Below are 15,421 nucleotides of genomic sequence, written 5' to 3' on the forward strand. Positions count from 1 at the left end.
TACGTTCGTCAGACATCGATATTCAGTCCGAATAATAAGTACCATATACTAATAAATACTTGCTCTCTTAGCAACCAAATAACCCCTGCTTTCTATAACAAATTTTGCACTCAACAAGGCATCACTAAAAGCTCTTATATATCATAATTGAATTCCCAAAAAAAGTTCATATTTCCTTATGTTTAGCCTATATAATTATATCAGGATAATTGAACAGAATTTACGTGAGGATACTTTTACTTGGCCCCACTGCCGTGGGTAAAACTGCGCTCTCTGTCGGTCTGGCCAAAGAACTCAATGCTGAAATCATTTCTACTGATTCCCGTCAGTGCTACAAATATATGAATATTGGCACTGCTACGCCCACTGAAGAAGAACGGGGCGGGATACCGCACTATAATTTGTCGATCATTGATCCCGCTACAAAAGACAGCGTCGTCAACTTTTCTGAACGTGCCGACCAATGGCAAAAAGAGATTCAATCACGGAGGAACAATGTGCTCTATGTGGGAGGCAGCACCCTGCACGTACAATGCGTGATACAACCATTGGATGATGTACCTGAAGCTAATGAAAAAAATATTACTCAGCTTGAGGCACAGATTGAAGAAAAAGGCATTGAAACTCTTTACAAAAAGCTGCAAACTGTTGATCCAGATTACGCACAAAAAATGGATGGGATGAATACCCAGCGTATCGTTCGGGCCCTTGATGTATGGATGCAAACCGATCGACCTTTTAGCTCATTCCATTCTGACAATAATACGATAACGGTGCCTGATGACCTTGTGGTTTTCGGATTAAAGCGAGATCGTCAGCTTTTATATGATCGTATTAACCATCGAGTTGATAATATGTTTGAAGAAGGATTTATTGACGAAGTTATCTCTATACGCCAGAATGGCTATTCTCTGGACGATCCCGGGTTAAATACTGTTGGATATAAACAGGCCATTGCCTACTTGGATGATCAAATGAGTCGTGAACAGATGGTCAAAGACATGAAAGCCAAGACTCGTCAATATGCCAAAAGGCAGCTTTCCTGGTTCCGTCGATGGGATTTTATTAATTGGATTGATCTTGACAATAACACTAAAGAAGAGGCACAGAAAATTATCTGCCAACAGTTAGCAGCTAAGTCAAATAAAGATTAACTTTACCCTCATTTAAAACTGCATAATTTTTGTACAGAATGTATAAAGCAACAGTAAACGTCACGCTTCGAAAATCTATTTTGGATCCTAAAGGTAAAGCCGCCCATCATGCACTTGAAGATCTCGGACTTACCGATATCAACAGTGTTCGTATTGGTAAACTTATCGAGCTCAATATTGATGCCGATGACAAAGACCGGGCGTATGAAGTTGCCGAAACAGCTTGTACCAAGCTATTAGCCAATGAAGTGATGGAAGACTTTGAGATCACTATCAGCGAAAACTAATTAGCATAATGCTATGGACGATCTGCTTTTTAGCATTTGGGGATCTGATCCCGACCTTGAAGAAGAAAGTAAGCCGGGTGTTGAGGTCGATGTTCTGGAAGAAGAGCAAGAAGATGAAAAAGAAAACACCCCCTGGAGAGTCATCTTATATGACGATGACATCCACACTTTCGATGAGGTGATTACACAACTCATCAAAGCACTAAAATGCAACAAATCACACGCTAAGAATTTAACCTATAAAGTACATAACGAAGGCAAAGCCAATGTATACGAAGGCTCATTTGAAGATTGCTTTCAGGTTAACGGCGTGCTTAAAGAAATTCAACTTATCACCGAAATAAAAGGATAAACCGTGTCTGCTAACTTTGGAGTAATTGTATTTCCGGGCTCAAACTGTGATCATGATGCCTACCATGCATTGGCCCATGTCATGAATGCCAATGCTAAATTTCTATGGCATAAAGATACCGATCTCTCTGATATCGATTTTCTGTTAGTCCCGGGAGGGTTCTCATATGGAGACTACCTGCGATCCGGGGCTATTGCCCGCTTTTCACCCATCATGCAATCTGTAATCGATTTTGTTGACCAGGGGCGCCCTGTATTGGGTATTTGCAATGGATTCCAGATCCTACTGGAAGCCGGCCTGTTACCGGGGGCTATGTTACACAATGAAGAATTGCGTTTCGTATGCAAACAAACTCACCTGCGTTGCGAAACCTCTGATACCCTCTTTACTCGAAATATTGCTGAAGGAGAAGTCTTGCAAATACCGGTAGCACATGGCGAAGGGAACTATTTCACTGACGATGATCAGTTAAAATCTCTGCAAGATAATGACCAGATTGTTTTCCGATACTGTGATGCTGCAGGCAATGCTACAAAAGAAGCTAATTTTAATGGCTCAATTGATAATATTGCGGGCATCTGTAACAAACAAAGAAATGTACTAGGTATGATGCCTCACCCAGAACGTGCAGTTGAAAAGCTTATAGGCTCTGATGACGGGAAAAAAATCTTTGAATCCATTCTAAATGAACTGTCTGTGGCGTAAGCTCTAATAAACCTTTAATAAATGCCGGAACAGAAACATAATAAAACGCTTTATAGTAGAGGACTTACCAAGAGCTACAAAAAGCGTACGGTCGTTTCGGATGTTTCTATCAATGTGTCACAGGGAGAAATTGTAGGACTGCTGGGCCCTAACGGAGCGGGAAAAACGACAACTTTTTATATGTTTGTTGGATTGGTCACCCCCAATAGTGGGCAGATTTTCCTCGACGATAAAAAGCTAACTGGCATGCCGATGTATAAACGTGCACGGCTTGGAGTGGGTTACCTCTCACAAGAAGCCAGTGTGTTTCGCAACCTCACGGTAAGAGAGAATCTGGAATCTATTCTAGAATTCTTCAACATGCCTGATAAAGAGATAAAACAACGTGTAGACCAGCTTATTGAGGAGTTCGGCCTTGAACGCGTTTCCAGTAATAAAGGGCATAGCCTTTCAGGCGGGGAGCGCCGCAGAACTGAAATTGCACGCGCACTTGTTACCGATCCGGATTTTATATTATTAGATGAACCCTTTGCGGGTGTAGATCCTATTGCAGTAGAAGATATTCAGGAAATCGTATCTGAACTACAGTATCGCAACATTGGCATTTTTATTACCGATCATAATGTGCACGAAACACTTGCTATTACGGATCGAGCATACCTTATGTTTGAAGGCAATATCCTAAAAGAGGGCTCGGCTAATGAACTAGCTGACGATGAAGAAGCCCGGCGCTTATATCTGGGCGACCAGTTCCGATTAGATCGTTATAAATCACAAGAAGAATAATTTTTTTGATTATAATGGAAGAAATTAACGTAGAAGATTTCAAAGAAAAAATAGAGAACAACAATACTGTTCTTTTGTTGGATGTCCGCGAACCTTTTGAACAATACCAGTCCAATATTTCCTATGACAACTCCACACTCATTCCAGTAGGAGAGCTGGGAGATCGCCTTGATGAGATCGAAGATCACAAAAATGGTGAAGTTGTCTGCATGTGCAGAAGTGGAGGACGCAGTGCTGATGCTTGCAAATTACTTGAAAAAGAAGGATTTGAAAACGTCAAAAATCTCAAAGGCGGTATTAACGAGTGGGCCAAAAAAATCGATACCAGCCTGCCGGTATACTAAGAAGAAACTGATGAATCTTTCGCTAGCGCTTTTTGACAAATTCTGTTAACCCGGTCTTGGCTGGCTATATGGATGGTATATGCTGTGCCAGGTTTATTCCCCATTCCATCTATACTCTCATTGCGGTATTCCATTTTACTTGAGCGTTTACTCGATGCAGAGAAGTGCACTTCACGAACTCCCGATTCTCGTATGATCTCCCGAACAGTAGCTTCATTAATACCACAACCGGCCATAATTGAGATACGATCTCTGGCCCTTGCTACCAGTTCTGTTATTGTGGAAAGGCCCTCATATGCTTGCGCTTGTTGACCTGAAGTGAGAATACGATCAAAACCAGCTTTAATACAACTTTCCAGTGCCTGAAAGGGATCACGAGCCATATCAAAAGCTCGATGACAGGTTACTTGCAAAGGGCGGGCCAACTCAATCAGCTCTTTACAACGTGCAAGGTCCAGGCTACCGTCAGCAGAGAGAATACCGAACACAACGCCATCCAGACCAAGATCTTTAAAACGCTTGATATCACGCTTCATCGCATCAAACTCATTATCCGTATAGCAAAAATCACCTTCGCGGGGGCGTATCATCACAAAGATTGGGATATCAAGCCTGTTTTGTACTACTTCTGCTATCCCCAAAGAAGGAGTAGTACCACCGCCTCCCCGATTACCACATAGCTCTACCCGGTCAGCTCCGCCAGTCTGGGCATTTAATGCCGATTCAATATTATAAACGACAACTTCGCTAGTCAATCTAGCCCCACCTATTACACCATGGCCGCGATCTGATTCAACAGCTCTTCATTGCTGTCCGTATTTTTTAGCACCTTAAGCAGGCTCTGCATTGATTCTTTAGGCGATTTCTTTAACAAGTAACGACGCACCATATTCCGCTCTTCCATAGAATCACCAATAAACTTGTCTTCATTTCTGGTGCCCGATGCGCTAATATTAATAGCCGGATAGATACGATCATTCGCCAGTTCCCGGTCTAATACTAACTCCATATTACCTGTCCCTTTAAACTCTTCAAAGATAAGATCATCCATTCGAGAGTTTGTCTCAATCAGGCAAGTCGAAATAATCGTCAAAGAACCGCCACCTTCTATTTTTCGTGCAGATCCAAATATCTTTTTGGGGATCTCCAAGGCACGAATATCAAGACCGCCAGACAAAGTTCGTCCACTACTTTCCTGAACATTGTTGTAAGCACGTCCCAAGCGAGTAATAGAATCGATAAGTAGCACTGCATCATCGCCCATTTCAGCCTTACGCTTCACATAGCCCAAAGCGAGCTCTGTAACACGTATATGGCTTTCTGTTGGCTTATCATTTGAAGAGGCAAAAACTTCAGCATCGGTCGTACGCAGGAAGTCGGTAACTTCTTCAGGACGCTCATCTACCAACAATACCCCGGTACTAATATCGGGATGGTTTTTGGTCAGACTTTCGGCAATTTTCTTGAGTAATACTGTCTTACCGGTACGAGGAGGTGCTACAATGAGTGCACGCTGCCCTTTACCGATAGGAGATACGAGATCCATTACCCGCATTTCAATATTTTCAGAATCAACACCGAGTTTGATATGCTCTATCGGCATGATGGGTGTTTGTAGCTCAAATCGGGTTGAACGTTGCCATTCCATAGGATCACGCCCATTTATCTTTTCTATAGAATAGATATGGCGGTGACCATGACCGTCTTCTTCGTATTCACCTTCGATTTCAAGCCCCGGGCGCAAGTTATGCTTCTTCACCTCATGGGGTTTCAGAAATGGATCACTCGGCTCATAACTGAACTCATAATCTTTTTCTCGAGCGAAACCATAGCCTTTAGCATTAATTTCTACTACGCCCTTATATCGTCCGGCGACTTCAACATTGTGATTTTCATTAAACCTAGGGACGAAAGCATTTTTCTTATTTTTCCGACCCCGATTATTATTTCGTGAACGTCCCATGACATCCGTAAATTTTGCTTGATACCCAACATTCTGTATGCAAATTTAAATCGACTTTTGCACGCAGAAGGTAGGAGTTGTAGTTAAGTTTCTTTATTGAGAAGAGAAGAAGGAACAGTGCAGCTATAACTGCTGCACTGTTAAATTGTAAAAAGTAAGATAAGAATCTTTGCCGATATTTAAAATTTATCGGACTTTTGTAGTTTCATTAATCCACCCATAGCACTTGCGCAGAGATGAATCAATCTTAAAGTCCTCACCTTCTTCAAGTGGTGGCTTCCAGAAAAATTTCTCTTCATTAGTTAAAATAACAGAGCTATAAGACTTGTACTTTCTTTGTACTTCGTTAGCCGTGTTAGGATCAATTTGCTTTGCTTTATCCAAATAGTCAAGCACTAACCAATATACCGTTTTATCTTTACGATCCATTTTACGGTCACTGCTACATTTGCTTACCGATTGTGCGTAAACATCCGCAATCTGAATATATGGTTCGCCCCAATCACCATCAAAGTTAGTAGCTGAACGAGCATACTCACGAGCATCTCTAAGCTCCTCCATATTTAAATACGCATCAGAGATTTTGAGAGCTATTTCTGCCCTCTGCTTATCTGTTTTGGCTTTCTCCATTGCTTCTTTCAAATATTTAATAGCCATTTTATTTCTGGCATTGCTAATTGCAAAATCAGCAAGAGCTATTGTATTCTCATAATTAGGGTTCAGTTCATAAAGCTTTTCACTTGTCTTACGAGCCTCCTCTATCATTTCCTGCTCTTCATACAGATCACGCAAAGACTTTAGTACCTCTGTATTTTCAGGATTTTCTTTTAAACGCCCTTCTAAAAACGTGAGACGTTCTTTAGGGGAATCGAATAACTGATTCCGCATCTTATTAAATGCATCTTTTACTTTTTCAGAGGCATAGGGTTCTGCCTTTTTCATAACGGCCAGTGCTTCATCCTTTTTATTTTGACCGATCATTTCTTGCAGCATAACTTGTATGTAATAGCCATTACCATAATTAGTAAACTCTTCATACTTTAGATCAAATGCCTTTTTATAATTCTCAGCCGCCTTAACAGATGCATTATCAAGGACGCTGGCAAACTTTTGATAAAGTCGCCCTCTGCTTATATACCAACTGTAGTGATCGTCTTTCGCATCTGGATACTTTTCAAACATTTTATCAGAAATAGTCAGCGCAGTATCAAGATATGCTTCTTTTAACGAAGGATCTTGCTTCTTTTCAGCAATTCCACTGTAAACTTTAACCAGCCGTTTTAGATTTTTTTTGAGCTCAAATCGGGGATGCCCTTTAATCTTTTCTGGCATCCCTTGCCAAATCCATCGGCCAAATTTTGCAGCTCTTTCATGTGCTTCATTCCTGTAACTTTCATAAAATAGAGAGTAGGCCGCAATTTCCTGAAGACCATTTGGAGGCTTTACAGACGTTGATTTTTGGGCCATTGTTATGCCACTCCCAAACAGCAGCAAGGCAACTATAAGTGATAACTTCTTCATAATTCAGATATTTTGGTACATGTGTTTCAAGTTATAAACTGTATATATACAATTTTATTTCAATTTGGGACGAAAGAACATAATTTCAGCAAGATTTACTGATAATTTCATGCCCCATATTTGTTCTTTGATCAAATTCAATGAATTTGTTCCCCGAATTCCATACTCAAAACTTAAATCAATCGATGAAGCTGAGTTTGGTGAACGAATCCCCAGCCCAAGCGAAAACTTTAAGGTACTAATATTTTTATTGTCTATTTGTAAATGTCCTGTATCAAAAGAAGTACCTATGCGATATTTAAATTTAGACAAAAACTTGTCTGACCCAGAACGGTATGGCAAATATTGCATTCCCAGCCCCATCTTATAACGATCTACAAAAGAAGTGCCTGTTTGAGAAAGATCTTCCAGATCATTTCTATAGTCAGACCAACCTTGATATAAACCCTCGGCTGCTAGTATAATTAAATTATTCGGCCGGTAACTTAGCCCACCACTTACTTTCATTGGCAATTTAATTGTACCCTCGCCTAACTCAATAGGGTCTAAAGTTTGTATAATTTCTTCTGACTCTTTTTCTTGACTCGCGGAAATGGATACAGGAAGGCTTACAGCAACCCCCAGCCCTAATTGATCCCCTTCACTAAAGAGATCAGGGAAACGGACATGTGCCCCAAAACGATTTCCAAGCCCAACGCCCGAAGTTTTATAAGTATAGCTTACCGTATTGTAGCCGGACGTTAAAATATTGCTCACGTACTTATCATTATGTGACAGAAACACAGCAGAGGCAGCGTAACCGATAGATAAGTTTTTGTTTATTTTCCAACCAATACCTAATTCAGCACTATTCGTACCACCGCTACCTTCATTTTCAATAGCATATTGCAAAGTATCCTGGGTTGTCCCTCTACTAACTATCTGTTGCTTAAAGTCGAAATTTCGATAATTAGTCTCTGAAACAGGTGCAAATGATCCTGAAATCCCTAATACACCTCGAATAATTGGCAGTTGTAATTGAAACTGCTGGACTCCAAAATCTAAATTAGTAACACTACTGTTGTTAGAAGAAGCATGATATGAAGTAATTCCAATTCCTCCTGCTCCTAAACCGTAAACCGTGTTACCCCAATGCGCAGGATTAGCAAGGTTCCCGACATTATTCTGGTTAAAAGAGACTCCCAAAAGGCCCGATGACCTAGAAGAGGTATTAGCTATACTTACTGGATAGCCAACTCCCAACTTGGAATATACAGAACCGGTACTGGCCTTGCTCTCAATTGAAGATTGAGCCCATGCTAAAGAGTTAATGAAACAAAAAACTAACGCTATAAATGCTAATTTTTTCAATATTAATTGGAACTATTTTTTAACGAAGTTATAATAAGTTTCGGACGTTTTTCTACTGAAGCTTCATTAGTATGGATAATACTGGTTCTTATGATTCCATCATTATTTAAGGTAATTACGAACTTCTTATTATCCTCTAAACCTTCAGCTAATATTCTCTGAACTTGGGGCGTAACCTGAAAATGGAACGCGTCATCCTCAGTTGAATAAAATCCGTTAGTGACAGGATTACCTGGTGCAATATTTACTGGCAGTTGATCTGAATCAACTAAATGAAGCTGTGCTCTTTCTGATTGGGGGCGAGATAACCCAGCCTGTAAAGACTGCTCCATTAAGTCTGAATCTTGATAGAAAACCAATTCAGCTCTTGAAACATCTGGCGCCTGAACATCAACTGATGACAAATCAAGGTCAAAAGTTAATATTTGTTCTTTAGTACTATACCATTTCGTAACACCTGATGGTAGTGCTTTTTCATTTCTTTCTAACATATAAGCCCGTTCGTGAGTCCTAACAGAAAAGGTATCCTCCTCAACAGGATTTTGAACTACAAACTTTGTTCTGGAAACGTTAGGAGCGATAATTTTTTTACCATTAGTTGGCACAAGTGCTAGTCCAAAAACATTTCTCTTATATAAAGAATCAGCATTTGCAGTATCAGCATAAGACCTATACATCTCAACCCAATCATCTGGCAAAGGTACATCTATTGAATCAACGCCCCCAATTGAAAATGAGGCAATGGGCCCGTTATTAGTATCTAGTTTAATATCATCTCCTAATCGAGTTGACTGACTACGCCATGCTTCATCAACCTTATAGATATCAAAATGCTGTTCTGCAAGTGAGTCGCCATACGCCTTTCCTCCATCCAAAATAACTCGCATCAACATTTTAGAGTTACTGGTTAGAGAATCATCCCTTACCTTACTAGGCAATGAGGGCTTAATCAAGCCGGTAGCCTTTATATTTCCCAATAAAGGATCATCAAATTCACCGGCAGAAAAAAACGGATAACCACCCGAATAGAAATTAAAATTTCTAGATTCTAGATTGCTAACACCTAAAGTATCAATGACAAGATCGGCTTTTTCATTGCCAATATCCTTACCTAGTGATCCTGGATTTTCACAACCCGCTAACCCTATAAGGGCAACTAGTAAAACTATTAAAGAAAATGTGCTTGCACTTTGAAAGGCACTATTCATTATGTTCTGCAACGAAATACGACTATATATTTATTTATGATTCTTCTGTTTCCTCTTCAACACCAGCAATCTCGTCATAATAAGCGGCAAACTTATCAGAAACGTCTTCAGGGGAGCCCTGAATTTTCTTGGCATCAATCTCTAATTCTCCAAACAGCTCATCCAATTCATCTGTAATATGGTTTCCGGTAACCACATAGTCAGCATATTTTAAGCCGAGTGTTCGCAAGTCAACGCTATCACCTTCAATAAGACTGTCACGATCCACGGAATCGGGCAATCCGACCAGATCTAACAACTTCTTATCAAACACTCCATTATTTTCTGGGTGGTGAATGTTATAAATAACCTTTGTATCCTTGAAAAGGTCCAGATCGTTGTACTTTGCTTTAGCTAACAACGGAATAAGCCCGGCTGCCCAATCATGACAATGAATAATATCAGGCTCCCATCCTAATTTAGCGACCGTTTCAAGTACCCCTTTGCTATAAAAGACAATACGCTCATCGTTATCATCGTAATGTTCATTACTGTCAGGGTCCATGAACATCGCCTTACGTTCAAAGTAAGTATCATTATCTAAGAAATATACTTGCAGCTTTGCATTTGGAATGCTAGCTACCTTAATACGCATACTCTCAATCTTTTCTCCTACTTCGACCTCAATACCAGAAAGACGAATTACTTCGTGGAGACGATTTCTGCGATCATTAATGGTACCATACTTAGGCAACAAGATACGAATTTCGTATCCTTTATCTTGTAGGGATGCCGGCAAGAAACGCAACAGATCGGCTGTATGTGTCATGCGGGCAAAAGGAGATATCTCAGCAGCAGCGTATAAAACTTTCATAGATAAGTACTAATGAATTCGTTGGTATTTTATTGTTTACTCTTTTGACTCGCTGTCTTCCGAGTCGGCATAAAGTTGGTTCATCTCTTCATCATCAAGCGAATAAAAGTCGAATAGTGTATCGCTTCGAAGACCAAGACGCAATGTTTCAACAGGAATAACTTCCGAAGGTTGGACATTTCCTAAATTAACATTACTTCCAAATTTTCGAATAAACCAAACTTGTTGGGCTTTTTGAGGAGCTTCAAAAATCAGGTTTTCTACCGGTACCTGGTCAGCTATTTCATCGATAAGCCCAGAACGGACTTCACCGTTAGGTCGAAACACACCAACTGTGCCGCTCTCACGAGCTTCACAGATAATCTTCCAAGCTCCGGCATCGAGCTCGCGCTCAATCATTTTCACCCACTTATAGGGAGGAATAATATCATTCGGGTTTTTACTTCCGATTTCTGACAATATTGTAAAATGCTTGCTCATTCGTTGGATAATCTCAACCTTGCGCTGATCAGACAACCAAATTGTTCCATTTGAGACTTCGGCATGCTCTATATTAAACCTGTCGAGCAGTTCCATATATGCATCAAGCTGATCGCGTAATACATATGCCTCAAATAGTGTTCCTCCAAAATATACCGGGATATTAGCACTAGAATAGACAGCCAGCTTCTCCTCTAAATTCTGAGTAACATAGCTGGTTCCCCATCCGAGTTTAACAATATCGATATAATTGGAACAAGATTTGCAAAAGTCCTCAACTTCTCGAACGCTTAGCCCCTTATCGAGGACAAGCGTCATTCCTTTTTCACGAGGTTTTTCTGTACGCTTTGGGAGATGGTTTAGCTTAAAAGCCATTGAGCATTATAATTTTGACAAATTAAACGAACAAAGATACTAAAATGAAGGTTGTTAATAAAGTGCAGACATATCTTTCTTCAAAAAGAAATAGTTATAATAGGAAAAGGAGTTATAAGTGACTCTCATTACCCGACATTTCGCGCTCTGGTTTTAATATAAGCGCAGAAAAGGAAGATAGCCAAATATACTGCCCTTCCATACTTCCATAATGTCCTCCTCCGTTATCTCCGCCGTAAAAATGAGAATTGCTATTAAAAATTGTGCGATATTGCACTCCCAGGAAGGGACCCAATGAATAATCCGTTATCTCATGATCAGAGAAGTTAAAAACAAATAACAGATGATTTGAAGGGGCTTCGGCTTTTCGTAAAAAGGCAAACACAGAAGGGGTCTCCTCTCCTAGTTCAATCCATTCAAATCCATCGGCTTCACGATCATACTGATGCATAGCCGGCTCATTTTGATACAACAGGTTCAACTTAGTCACTAACTGCTTCACTCCCCGATGCTGCTTATGATCCAGCAAATGCCAGTGCAATCCTCTACCTTCAGACCATTCGCTGGTCTCAGCAAATTCTCCGCCCATGAATAATAGTTTTTTGCCGGGATGACCATACATATAAGTATATAATAATCGCAGGTTAGAAAATTGCTCTTTTTTGCTACCGCTTCCCTTTAAAAGCAGGGGCCTTTTCATATGTACCACCTCATCGTGGGAGAGCGGCAGCACAAAGTTCTCTGAATAGTTGTACATCATCGGGAAGGTTATTTTATTAGAATTCCCTGCACGTTCCCATGGAGATTTTTCAAAATATTCGAGCGTATCGTTCATCCAGCCCATATTCCATTTATAGTCAAAGCCCAACCCTCCATGATGTACCGGTGTGGTCATTCCCGGCCATGACGTCGATTCTTCGGCAAACGTTAGTATGCCCGAAAATTCACGATGAATTACTGTATTAAAATCCTTCAAAAACTGTATGGCCTCCAGGTGTTCATTGTCGCCATGCTTATTGGGTGACCACTCGCCGGGGCCTTTTGAATAATCTAAATAAAGCATCGAAGCCACAGCATCTACTCGAAAACCGTCGATATGAAATTTCTCACACCAGTACCGGGCATTAGATAACAAAAAGTTGCGAACGCCCTCCTTACTATAGTCAAAAATATAAGTTCCCCAATCTTTCTGTTCCCTTTTTTTGGGGTCGGCATATTCGTAGAGAGGCGTTCCATCAAACATTTGCAGACCATGCTCATCTTTGGGAAAATGCGCCGGCACCCAATCCATAATTACCCCAATACCATTCTTATGGCACTCATCTACGAAATACATCAAATCTTTTGGCTCTCCCAACCGGCTGGTAGGCGCAAAATATCCCATCACCTGGTACCCCCAAGAAGGGTCGTGAGGGTACTCTGCAATAGGCATCAGCTCAACATGGGTAAAACCTGTTTCTTTGACATAGGGAATCAGCTCATGTGCTAACTCACGATACGTAAGATATTCATTATCCCCTTTTCTTTTCCACGAAGGCAGATGAACCTCATAAATTGAAATAGGTGTTCTGAACGACTGCCGGTCTTCTCGTTCTGCCAACCATTGCTCATCGCTCCATGTATATTCATTCGGGTTATATACTAGTGATGCTGTTTTGGGTCGCAGCTCCATACAATGTGCATAAGGATCTGTTTTTAGAAATGGCGCAGCATCTTTTTCTGCTTTCAGCTCATACTTATACAATGTCCATTGGTCCAAATCCGGAACAAAAGTTGTCCATATTCCCGTAAATTCATCCTTTTGCATACGATTCTGACGACCGTCCCAATTATTAAATGGGCCAACAACACTTGCGCTATAAGCAGCAGGAGCCCAAACAGCGAAATACACTCCATCATCGGTTAGGTGTGCACCTAAATATCGATATGCGGTATCCAATTGGCCAGCTTGCCAACACTCTTTATCCATTTCAGCAAGCATCTTTTCCATAATCTAATCTTAAGTGAACCAAAACTTTAGCAAAATATTAACAGTTGAAACCAAACTTAAAAAACCAATCACTGCTTTTATATAGTTCTTTTTGTAATCACACATAATTTGCCTTCTGTACCTAAAACAAAGTGCTATAAAAGGCGTTTGCATAAGGTTTAGTAGGTGTTCATAACCTATCAGAAAAAATAAAATTACCTAAAACATTTTATTACCTGACTGTATTTTTCAGCTTACCCCTTGTGCTCTCTTTTAATATAAGCAATAAAACCAGCATATAGAGAAAGACACTCCCAAAAACAGGACCTCCAACAACCCCTCGGATGAAACAATCAGGACTGGCATTGCCCAACACTCCTCTTTTAATTACCAAAAACCTTGACACCAAGCACTCATAGTGCACCATTTACGATCTTAATACTTATTTTTCAATGGGCAAACAGATATGCCGAGCACCTATGAGTACTAAGACGATATACTATACGAAACCTGGCAGGCTCTATCCTGACTCCTATAGCCCCCTTAGAAAAGCCGACCAGGAGACTTTTCGCCGCCTAGTACAAAAACTTTATGTTAAGATGACTGCTGAAAAACATTCTTAAAGGGGACATGAATAAGTATTACAACAACTTTTTACTATTTTTTCCTTTCTACATATTCAATAGATATTTCAATCCTGATTCATTAAAAAGTAACTGTAAATCCCGATAAAACAATGTAGCTATTATAACAAGAACACAGTATCATCACCCTATTACTCTTTAGTTTTAGCCTTCACCTTCCATTGATTGTACTGTTGTTGACGGCTTGTAACTTTCTTCAGGTAATTGCGAGCCTCTGCATATTCTAAATTCTCTCTCAAAAAGTTATAGTTTTCTTCTGGACTCATCTTGTTTATTTTCGGAAACGCCCGTGACAAACTCGTATCCCCGGTATAAGCAACCGCAACATTTCCGGCCCCTGTATTATAAGCACTGATCATCAAATATTGCCGCGTCTTATCATCCTCAGCTCGTGAAAAATAGTTTGATGTAAGGATATCGATGAAGGTGCAACCCATCTGAATATTATTACTGGGTTGGAAAAGAAATTCTTTGGTAGGAATACCATCTTTATTAAATATCTTTCGGTAAGCATCACGGCCTCCGGTACTGGGAACTAACTGCATCAGGCCATAAGCATTAGCATGTGATGCAGCCGTAGGGTTGAAGTATGACTCTACATGTATGATAGCAAAAACCAAGGCTGGGTCAATATTGTGCTCTTTAGCAAATTTATACACATCCTCTTCCACTTTTCTAGCCCGCTTTTGTACATGATTATTGGCCAGTTTCAAATCTACATATACCACATATCGAGTAGCTCCGTCATCTCCCTTTACCTCTTTTGTTTTTGTTTCCTTTTCAGCAACCTTTTTGGTGTATTCATCAACTGTTTCATCCTCCGATTTAGGTAACTGATCATCTAATACCGGCTCTTCAGTCACATCTTTATTAGGCAGTTTATCCGTTTCGAAGCCTTCACGCGTACCTTTAGACTTCACAGCCTGAGCCGTTTTTTCAGGCATATCTTCCTTTATCCGTTCAGCTTCTTCTTTACTTTCTGCCAACACTTCTACTTTGGCCGAACCTTTCTCAAAATCTGCAGAAATCCGAAGGTTTCCATTCTCCTTATACTCTACCCATTGTTTATTGGAACGTTCTTTAAAATCACCCCATTTTTGTTTCATCTCCTCCTTGAACTTCCGAAACTCCTCTTGGTAGGCTTCCCGATACTCCTCATATGCTTCTTCGGAGTTAGCAACCCCGTTTTCAAAATTCTGGCGATATTCTGCATACCCTTCCTGATACTTTTGGCTCCAATCTTGATAGCTTTCCTGGGCTTGAACCGCAGTGGGGATGGCCCCAAATAACGTAATAAGACAAACTAACAAAGCATATTTTTCAAACCGGAAAATATAATCTAGATGTTCCATAACTTTTTACTTTAGCTGAAATGCACACTTTTATTTGCGAAAACTCTCCTGAAATAATTTGAAAACAAAAAAGCACTC

16 protein-coding genes are annotated in these 15,421 nt (G+C 40.3%); 7 read left to right on the top strand and 9 right to left on the bottom strand.

Translation table 11 applies throughout. The features are described 5' to 3' along the window. Positions 1-224 precede the first annotated feature (224 nt). The 6 genes from miaA to FCN14_RS08685 are packed head-to-tail and all read left to right on the top strand — an operon-like array spanning position 225 to position 3,628. The gene (gene miaA, locus FCN14_RS08660; RefSeq protein WP_138430882.1) at positions 225-1,154 is read left to right on the top strand and encodes a tRNA (adenosine(37)-N6)-dimethylallyltransferase MiaA; all 930 of its coding nucleotides are present in this window, start codon (positions 225-227) and stop codon (positions 1,152-1,154) included. 38 nt (positions 1,155-1,192) lie between these two features. Continuing rightward, positions 1,193-1,441, top strand: coding sequence for a phosphoribosylformylglycinamidine synthase subunit PurS (purS, locus tag FCN14_RS08665; RefSeq protein WP_138430883.1), 249 nt, complete (start codon positions 1,193-1,195; stop codon positions 1,439-1,441). A 13-nt stretch (positions 1,442-1,454) separates the two neighbouring features. Beyond that, a complete protein-coding gene (locus tag FCN14_RS08670) occupies positions 1,455-1,793 on the top strand; it encodes an ATP-dependent Clp protease adaptor ClpS (RefSeq protein WP_138430884.1) in 339 nt (112 codons plus the stop codon). 3 nt (positions 1,794-1,796) lie between these two features. Further along, complete coding sequence (gene purQ / locus FCN14_RS08675; RefSeq protein WP_138430885.1) at positions 1,797-2,498, top strand: phosphoribosylformylglycinamidine synthase subunit PurQ; 702 nt, start codon at positions 1,797-1,799, stop codon at positions 2,496-2,498. A gap of 21 nt (positions 2,499-2,519) precedes the next feature. After that, complete coding sequence (lptB, locus tag FCN14_RS08680) at positions 2,520-3,284, top strand: LPS export ABC transporter ATP-binding protein (protein ID WP_138430886.1); 765 nt, start codon at positions 2,520-2,522, stop codon at positions 3,282-3,284. Positions 3,285-3,298: 14 nt separating this feature from the next. Beyond that, a complete protein-coding gene (locus FCN14_RS08685) occupies positions 3,299-3,628 on the top strand; it encodes a rhodanese-like domain-containing protein (RefSeq protein WP_138430887.1) in 330 nt (109 codons plus the stop codon). Here the strand turns inward: FCN14_RS08685 and FCN14_RS08690 are convergent. The 8 genes from FCN14_RS08690 to glgB all read right to left on the bottom strand — a co-directional run bounded on the left by FCN14_RS08690 (position 3,625) and on the right by glgB (position 13,368). Next, on the bottom strand, positions 3,625-4,383 hold the full coding sequence (locus tag FCN14_RS08690) for a copper homeostasis protein CutC (protein WP_171032861.1): 759 nt from the start codon (positions 4,381-4,383) through the stop codon (positions 3,625-3,627). The genes FCN14_RS08685 and FCN14_RS08690 overlap by 4 nt on opposite strands. Positions 4,384-4,397: 14 nt before the next feature. Further along, complete coding sequence (gene rho / locus FCN14_RS08695) at positions 4,398-5,591, bottom strand: transcription termination factor Rho (protein ID WP_138430889.1); 1,194 nt, start codon at positions 5,589-5,591, stop codon at positions 4,398-4,400. Positions 5,592-5,777: 186 nt separating this feature from the next. After that, a complete protein-coding gene (locus tag FCN14_RS08700) occupies positions 5,778-7,112 on the bottom strand; it encodes a tetratricopeptide repeat protein (protein ID WP_138430890.1) in 1,335 nt (444 codons plus the stop codon). Positions 7,113-7,166: 54 nt separating this feature from the next. After that, positions 7,167-8,462, bottom strand: a complete 1,296-nt coding sequence (locus tag FCN14_RS08705; RefSeq protein ID WP_138430891.1) for a hypothetical protein — start codon at positions 8,460-8,462, stop codon at positions 7,167-7,169. Positions 8,463-8,464: 2 nt separating this feature from the next. Further along, positions 8,465-9,670: a hypothetical protein gene (locus FCN14_RS08710; protein ID WP_138430892.1), complete on the bottom strand. Its 1,206-nt coding sequence runs from the start codon at positions 9,668-9,670 to the stop codon at positions 8,465-8,467. 34 nt (positions 9,671-9,704) lie between these two features. Continuing rightward, positions 9,705-10,523 (bottom strand): glycogen/starch synthase, encoded by an 819-nt coding sequence (locus FCN14_RS08715; protein WP_138430893.1) that lies wholly within the window; start codon positions 10,521-10,523, stop codon positions 9,705-9,707. Between the two features lie 36 nt (positions 10,524-10,559). Continuing rightward, positions 10,560-11,378, bottom strand: a complete 819-nt coding sequence (locus FCN14_RS08720) for a phosphosulfolactate synthase (RefSeq protein ID WP_138430894.1) — start codon at positions 11,376-11,378, stop codon at positions 10,560-10,562. A gap of 112 nt (positions 11,379-11,490) precedes the next feature. Beyond that, positions 11,491-13,368 carry a 1,4-alpha-glucan branching protein GlgB gene (gene glgB / locus FCN14_RS08725; protein ID WP_138430895.1) on the bottom strand — a complete coding sequence of 626 codons (1,878 nt, stop codon included), beginning with the start codon at positions 13,366-13,368 and terminating at the stop codon, positions 11,491-11,493. 458 nt (positions 13,369-13,826) lie between these two features. On the opposite strand from glgB, the gene FCN14_RS15885 reads away from it, so the two are divergent. Next, positions 13,827-13,970 carry a hypothetical protein gene (locus FCN14_RS15885; RefSeq protein ID WP_212747608.1) on the top strand — a complete coding sequence of 48 codons (144 nt, stop codon included), beginning with the start codon at positions 13,827-13,829 and terminating at the stop codon, positions 13,968-13,970. A gap of 152 nt (positions 13,971-14,122) precedes the next feature. Here FCN14_RS15885 and FCN14_RS08730 read toward each other — a convergent pair whose 3' ends face one another. After that, the gene (locus FCN14_RS08730) at positions 14,123-15,343 is read right to left on the bottom strand and encodes a transglycosylase SLT domain-containing protein (protein ID WP_138430896.1); all 1,221 of its coding nucleotides are present in this window, start codon (positions 15,341-15,343) and stop codon (positions 14,123-14,125) included. Between the last annotated feature and the right edge of the window lie 78 nt (positions 15,344-15,421).

The sequence above is a fragment of the Fodinibius saliphilus genome (genome assembly GCF_005869845.1).
GTDB classification, from domain to species: Bacteria; Bacteroidota; Rhodothermia; order Balneolales; family Balneolaceae; genus Fodinibius; species Fodinibius saliphilus.

What these genes read in the sequence shown, in the direction of transcription:
- FCN14_RS15885 (WP_212747608.1), top strand. Translation starts at nt 13,827, where the DNA reads ATGAGTACTAAGACGATATACTATACGAAACCTGGCAGGCTCTATCCT.
- FCN14_RS08715 (WP_138430893.1), bottom strand. Translation starts at nt 10,523, where the DNA reads ATGAAAGTTTTATACGCTGCTGCTGAGATATCTCCTTTTGCCCGCATG.
- FCN14_RS08710 (WP_138430892.1), bottom strand. Translation starts at nt 9,670, where the DNA reads ATGAATAGTGCCTTTCAAAGTGCAAGCACATTTTCTTTAATAGTTTTA.
- lptB (WP_138430886.1), top strand. Translation starts at nt 2,520, where the DNA reads ATGCCGGAACAGAAACATAATAAAACGCTTTATAGTAGAGGACTTACC.
- FCN14_RS08685 (WP_138430887.1), top strand. Translation starts at nt 3,299, where the DNA reads ATGGAAGAAATTAACGTAGAAGATTTCAAAGAAAAAATAGAGAACAAC.
- FCN14_RS08700 (WP_138430890.1), bottom strand. Translation starts at nt 7,112, where the DNA reads ATGAAGAAGTTATCACTTATAGTTGCCTTGCTGCTGTTTGGGAGTGGC.
- rho (WP_138430889.1), bottom strand. Translation starts at nt 5,591, where the DNA reads ATGGGACGTTCACGAAATAATAATCGGGGTCGGAAAAATAAGAAAAAT.
- FCN14_RS08720 (WP_138430894.1), bottom strand. Translation starts at nt 11,378, where the DNA reads ATGGCTTTTAAGCTAAACCATCTCCCAAAGCGTACAGAAAAACCTCGT.
- purS (WP_138430883.1), top strand. Translation starts at nt 1,193, where the DNA reads ATGTATAAAGCAACAGTAAACGTCACGCTTCGAAAATCTATTTTGGAT.
- FCN14_RS08730 (WP_138430896.1), bottom strand. Translation starts at nt 15,343, where the DNA reads ATGGAACATCTAGATTATATTTTCCGGTTTGAAAAATATGCTTTGTTA.
- glgB (WP_138430895.1), bottom strand. Translation starts at nt 13,368, where the DNA reads ATGGAAAAGATGCTTGCTGAAATGGATAAAGAGTGTTGGCAAGCTGGC.
- FCN14_RS08670 (WP_138430884.1), top strand. Translation starts at nt 1,455, where the DNA reads ATGGACGATCTGCTTTTTAGCATTTGGGGATCTGATCCCGACCTTGAA.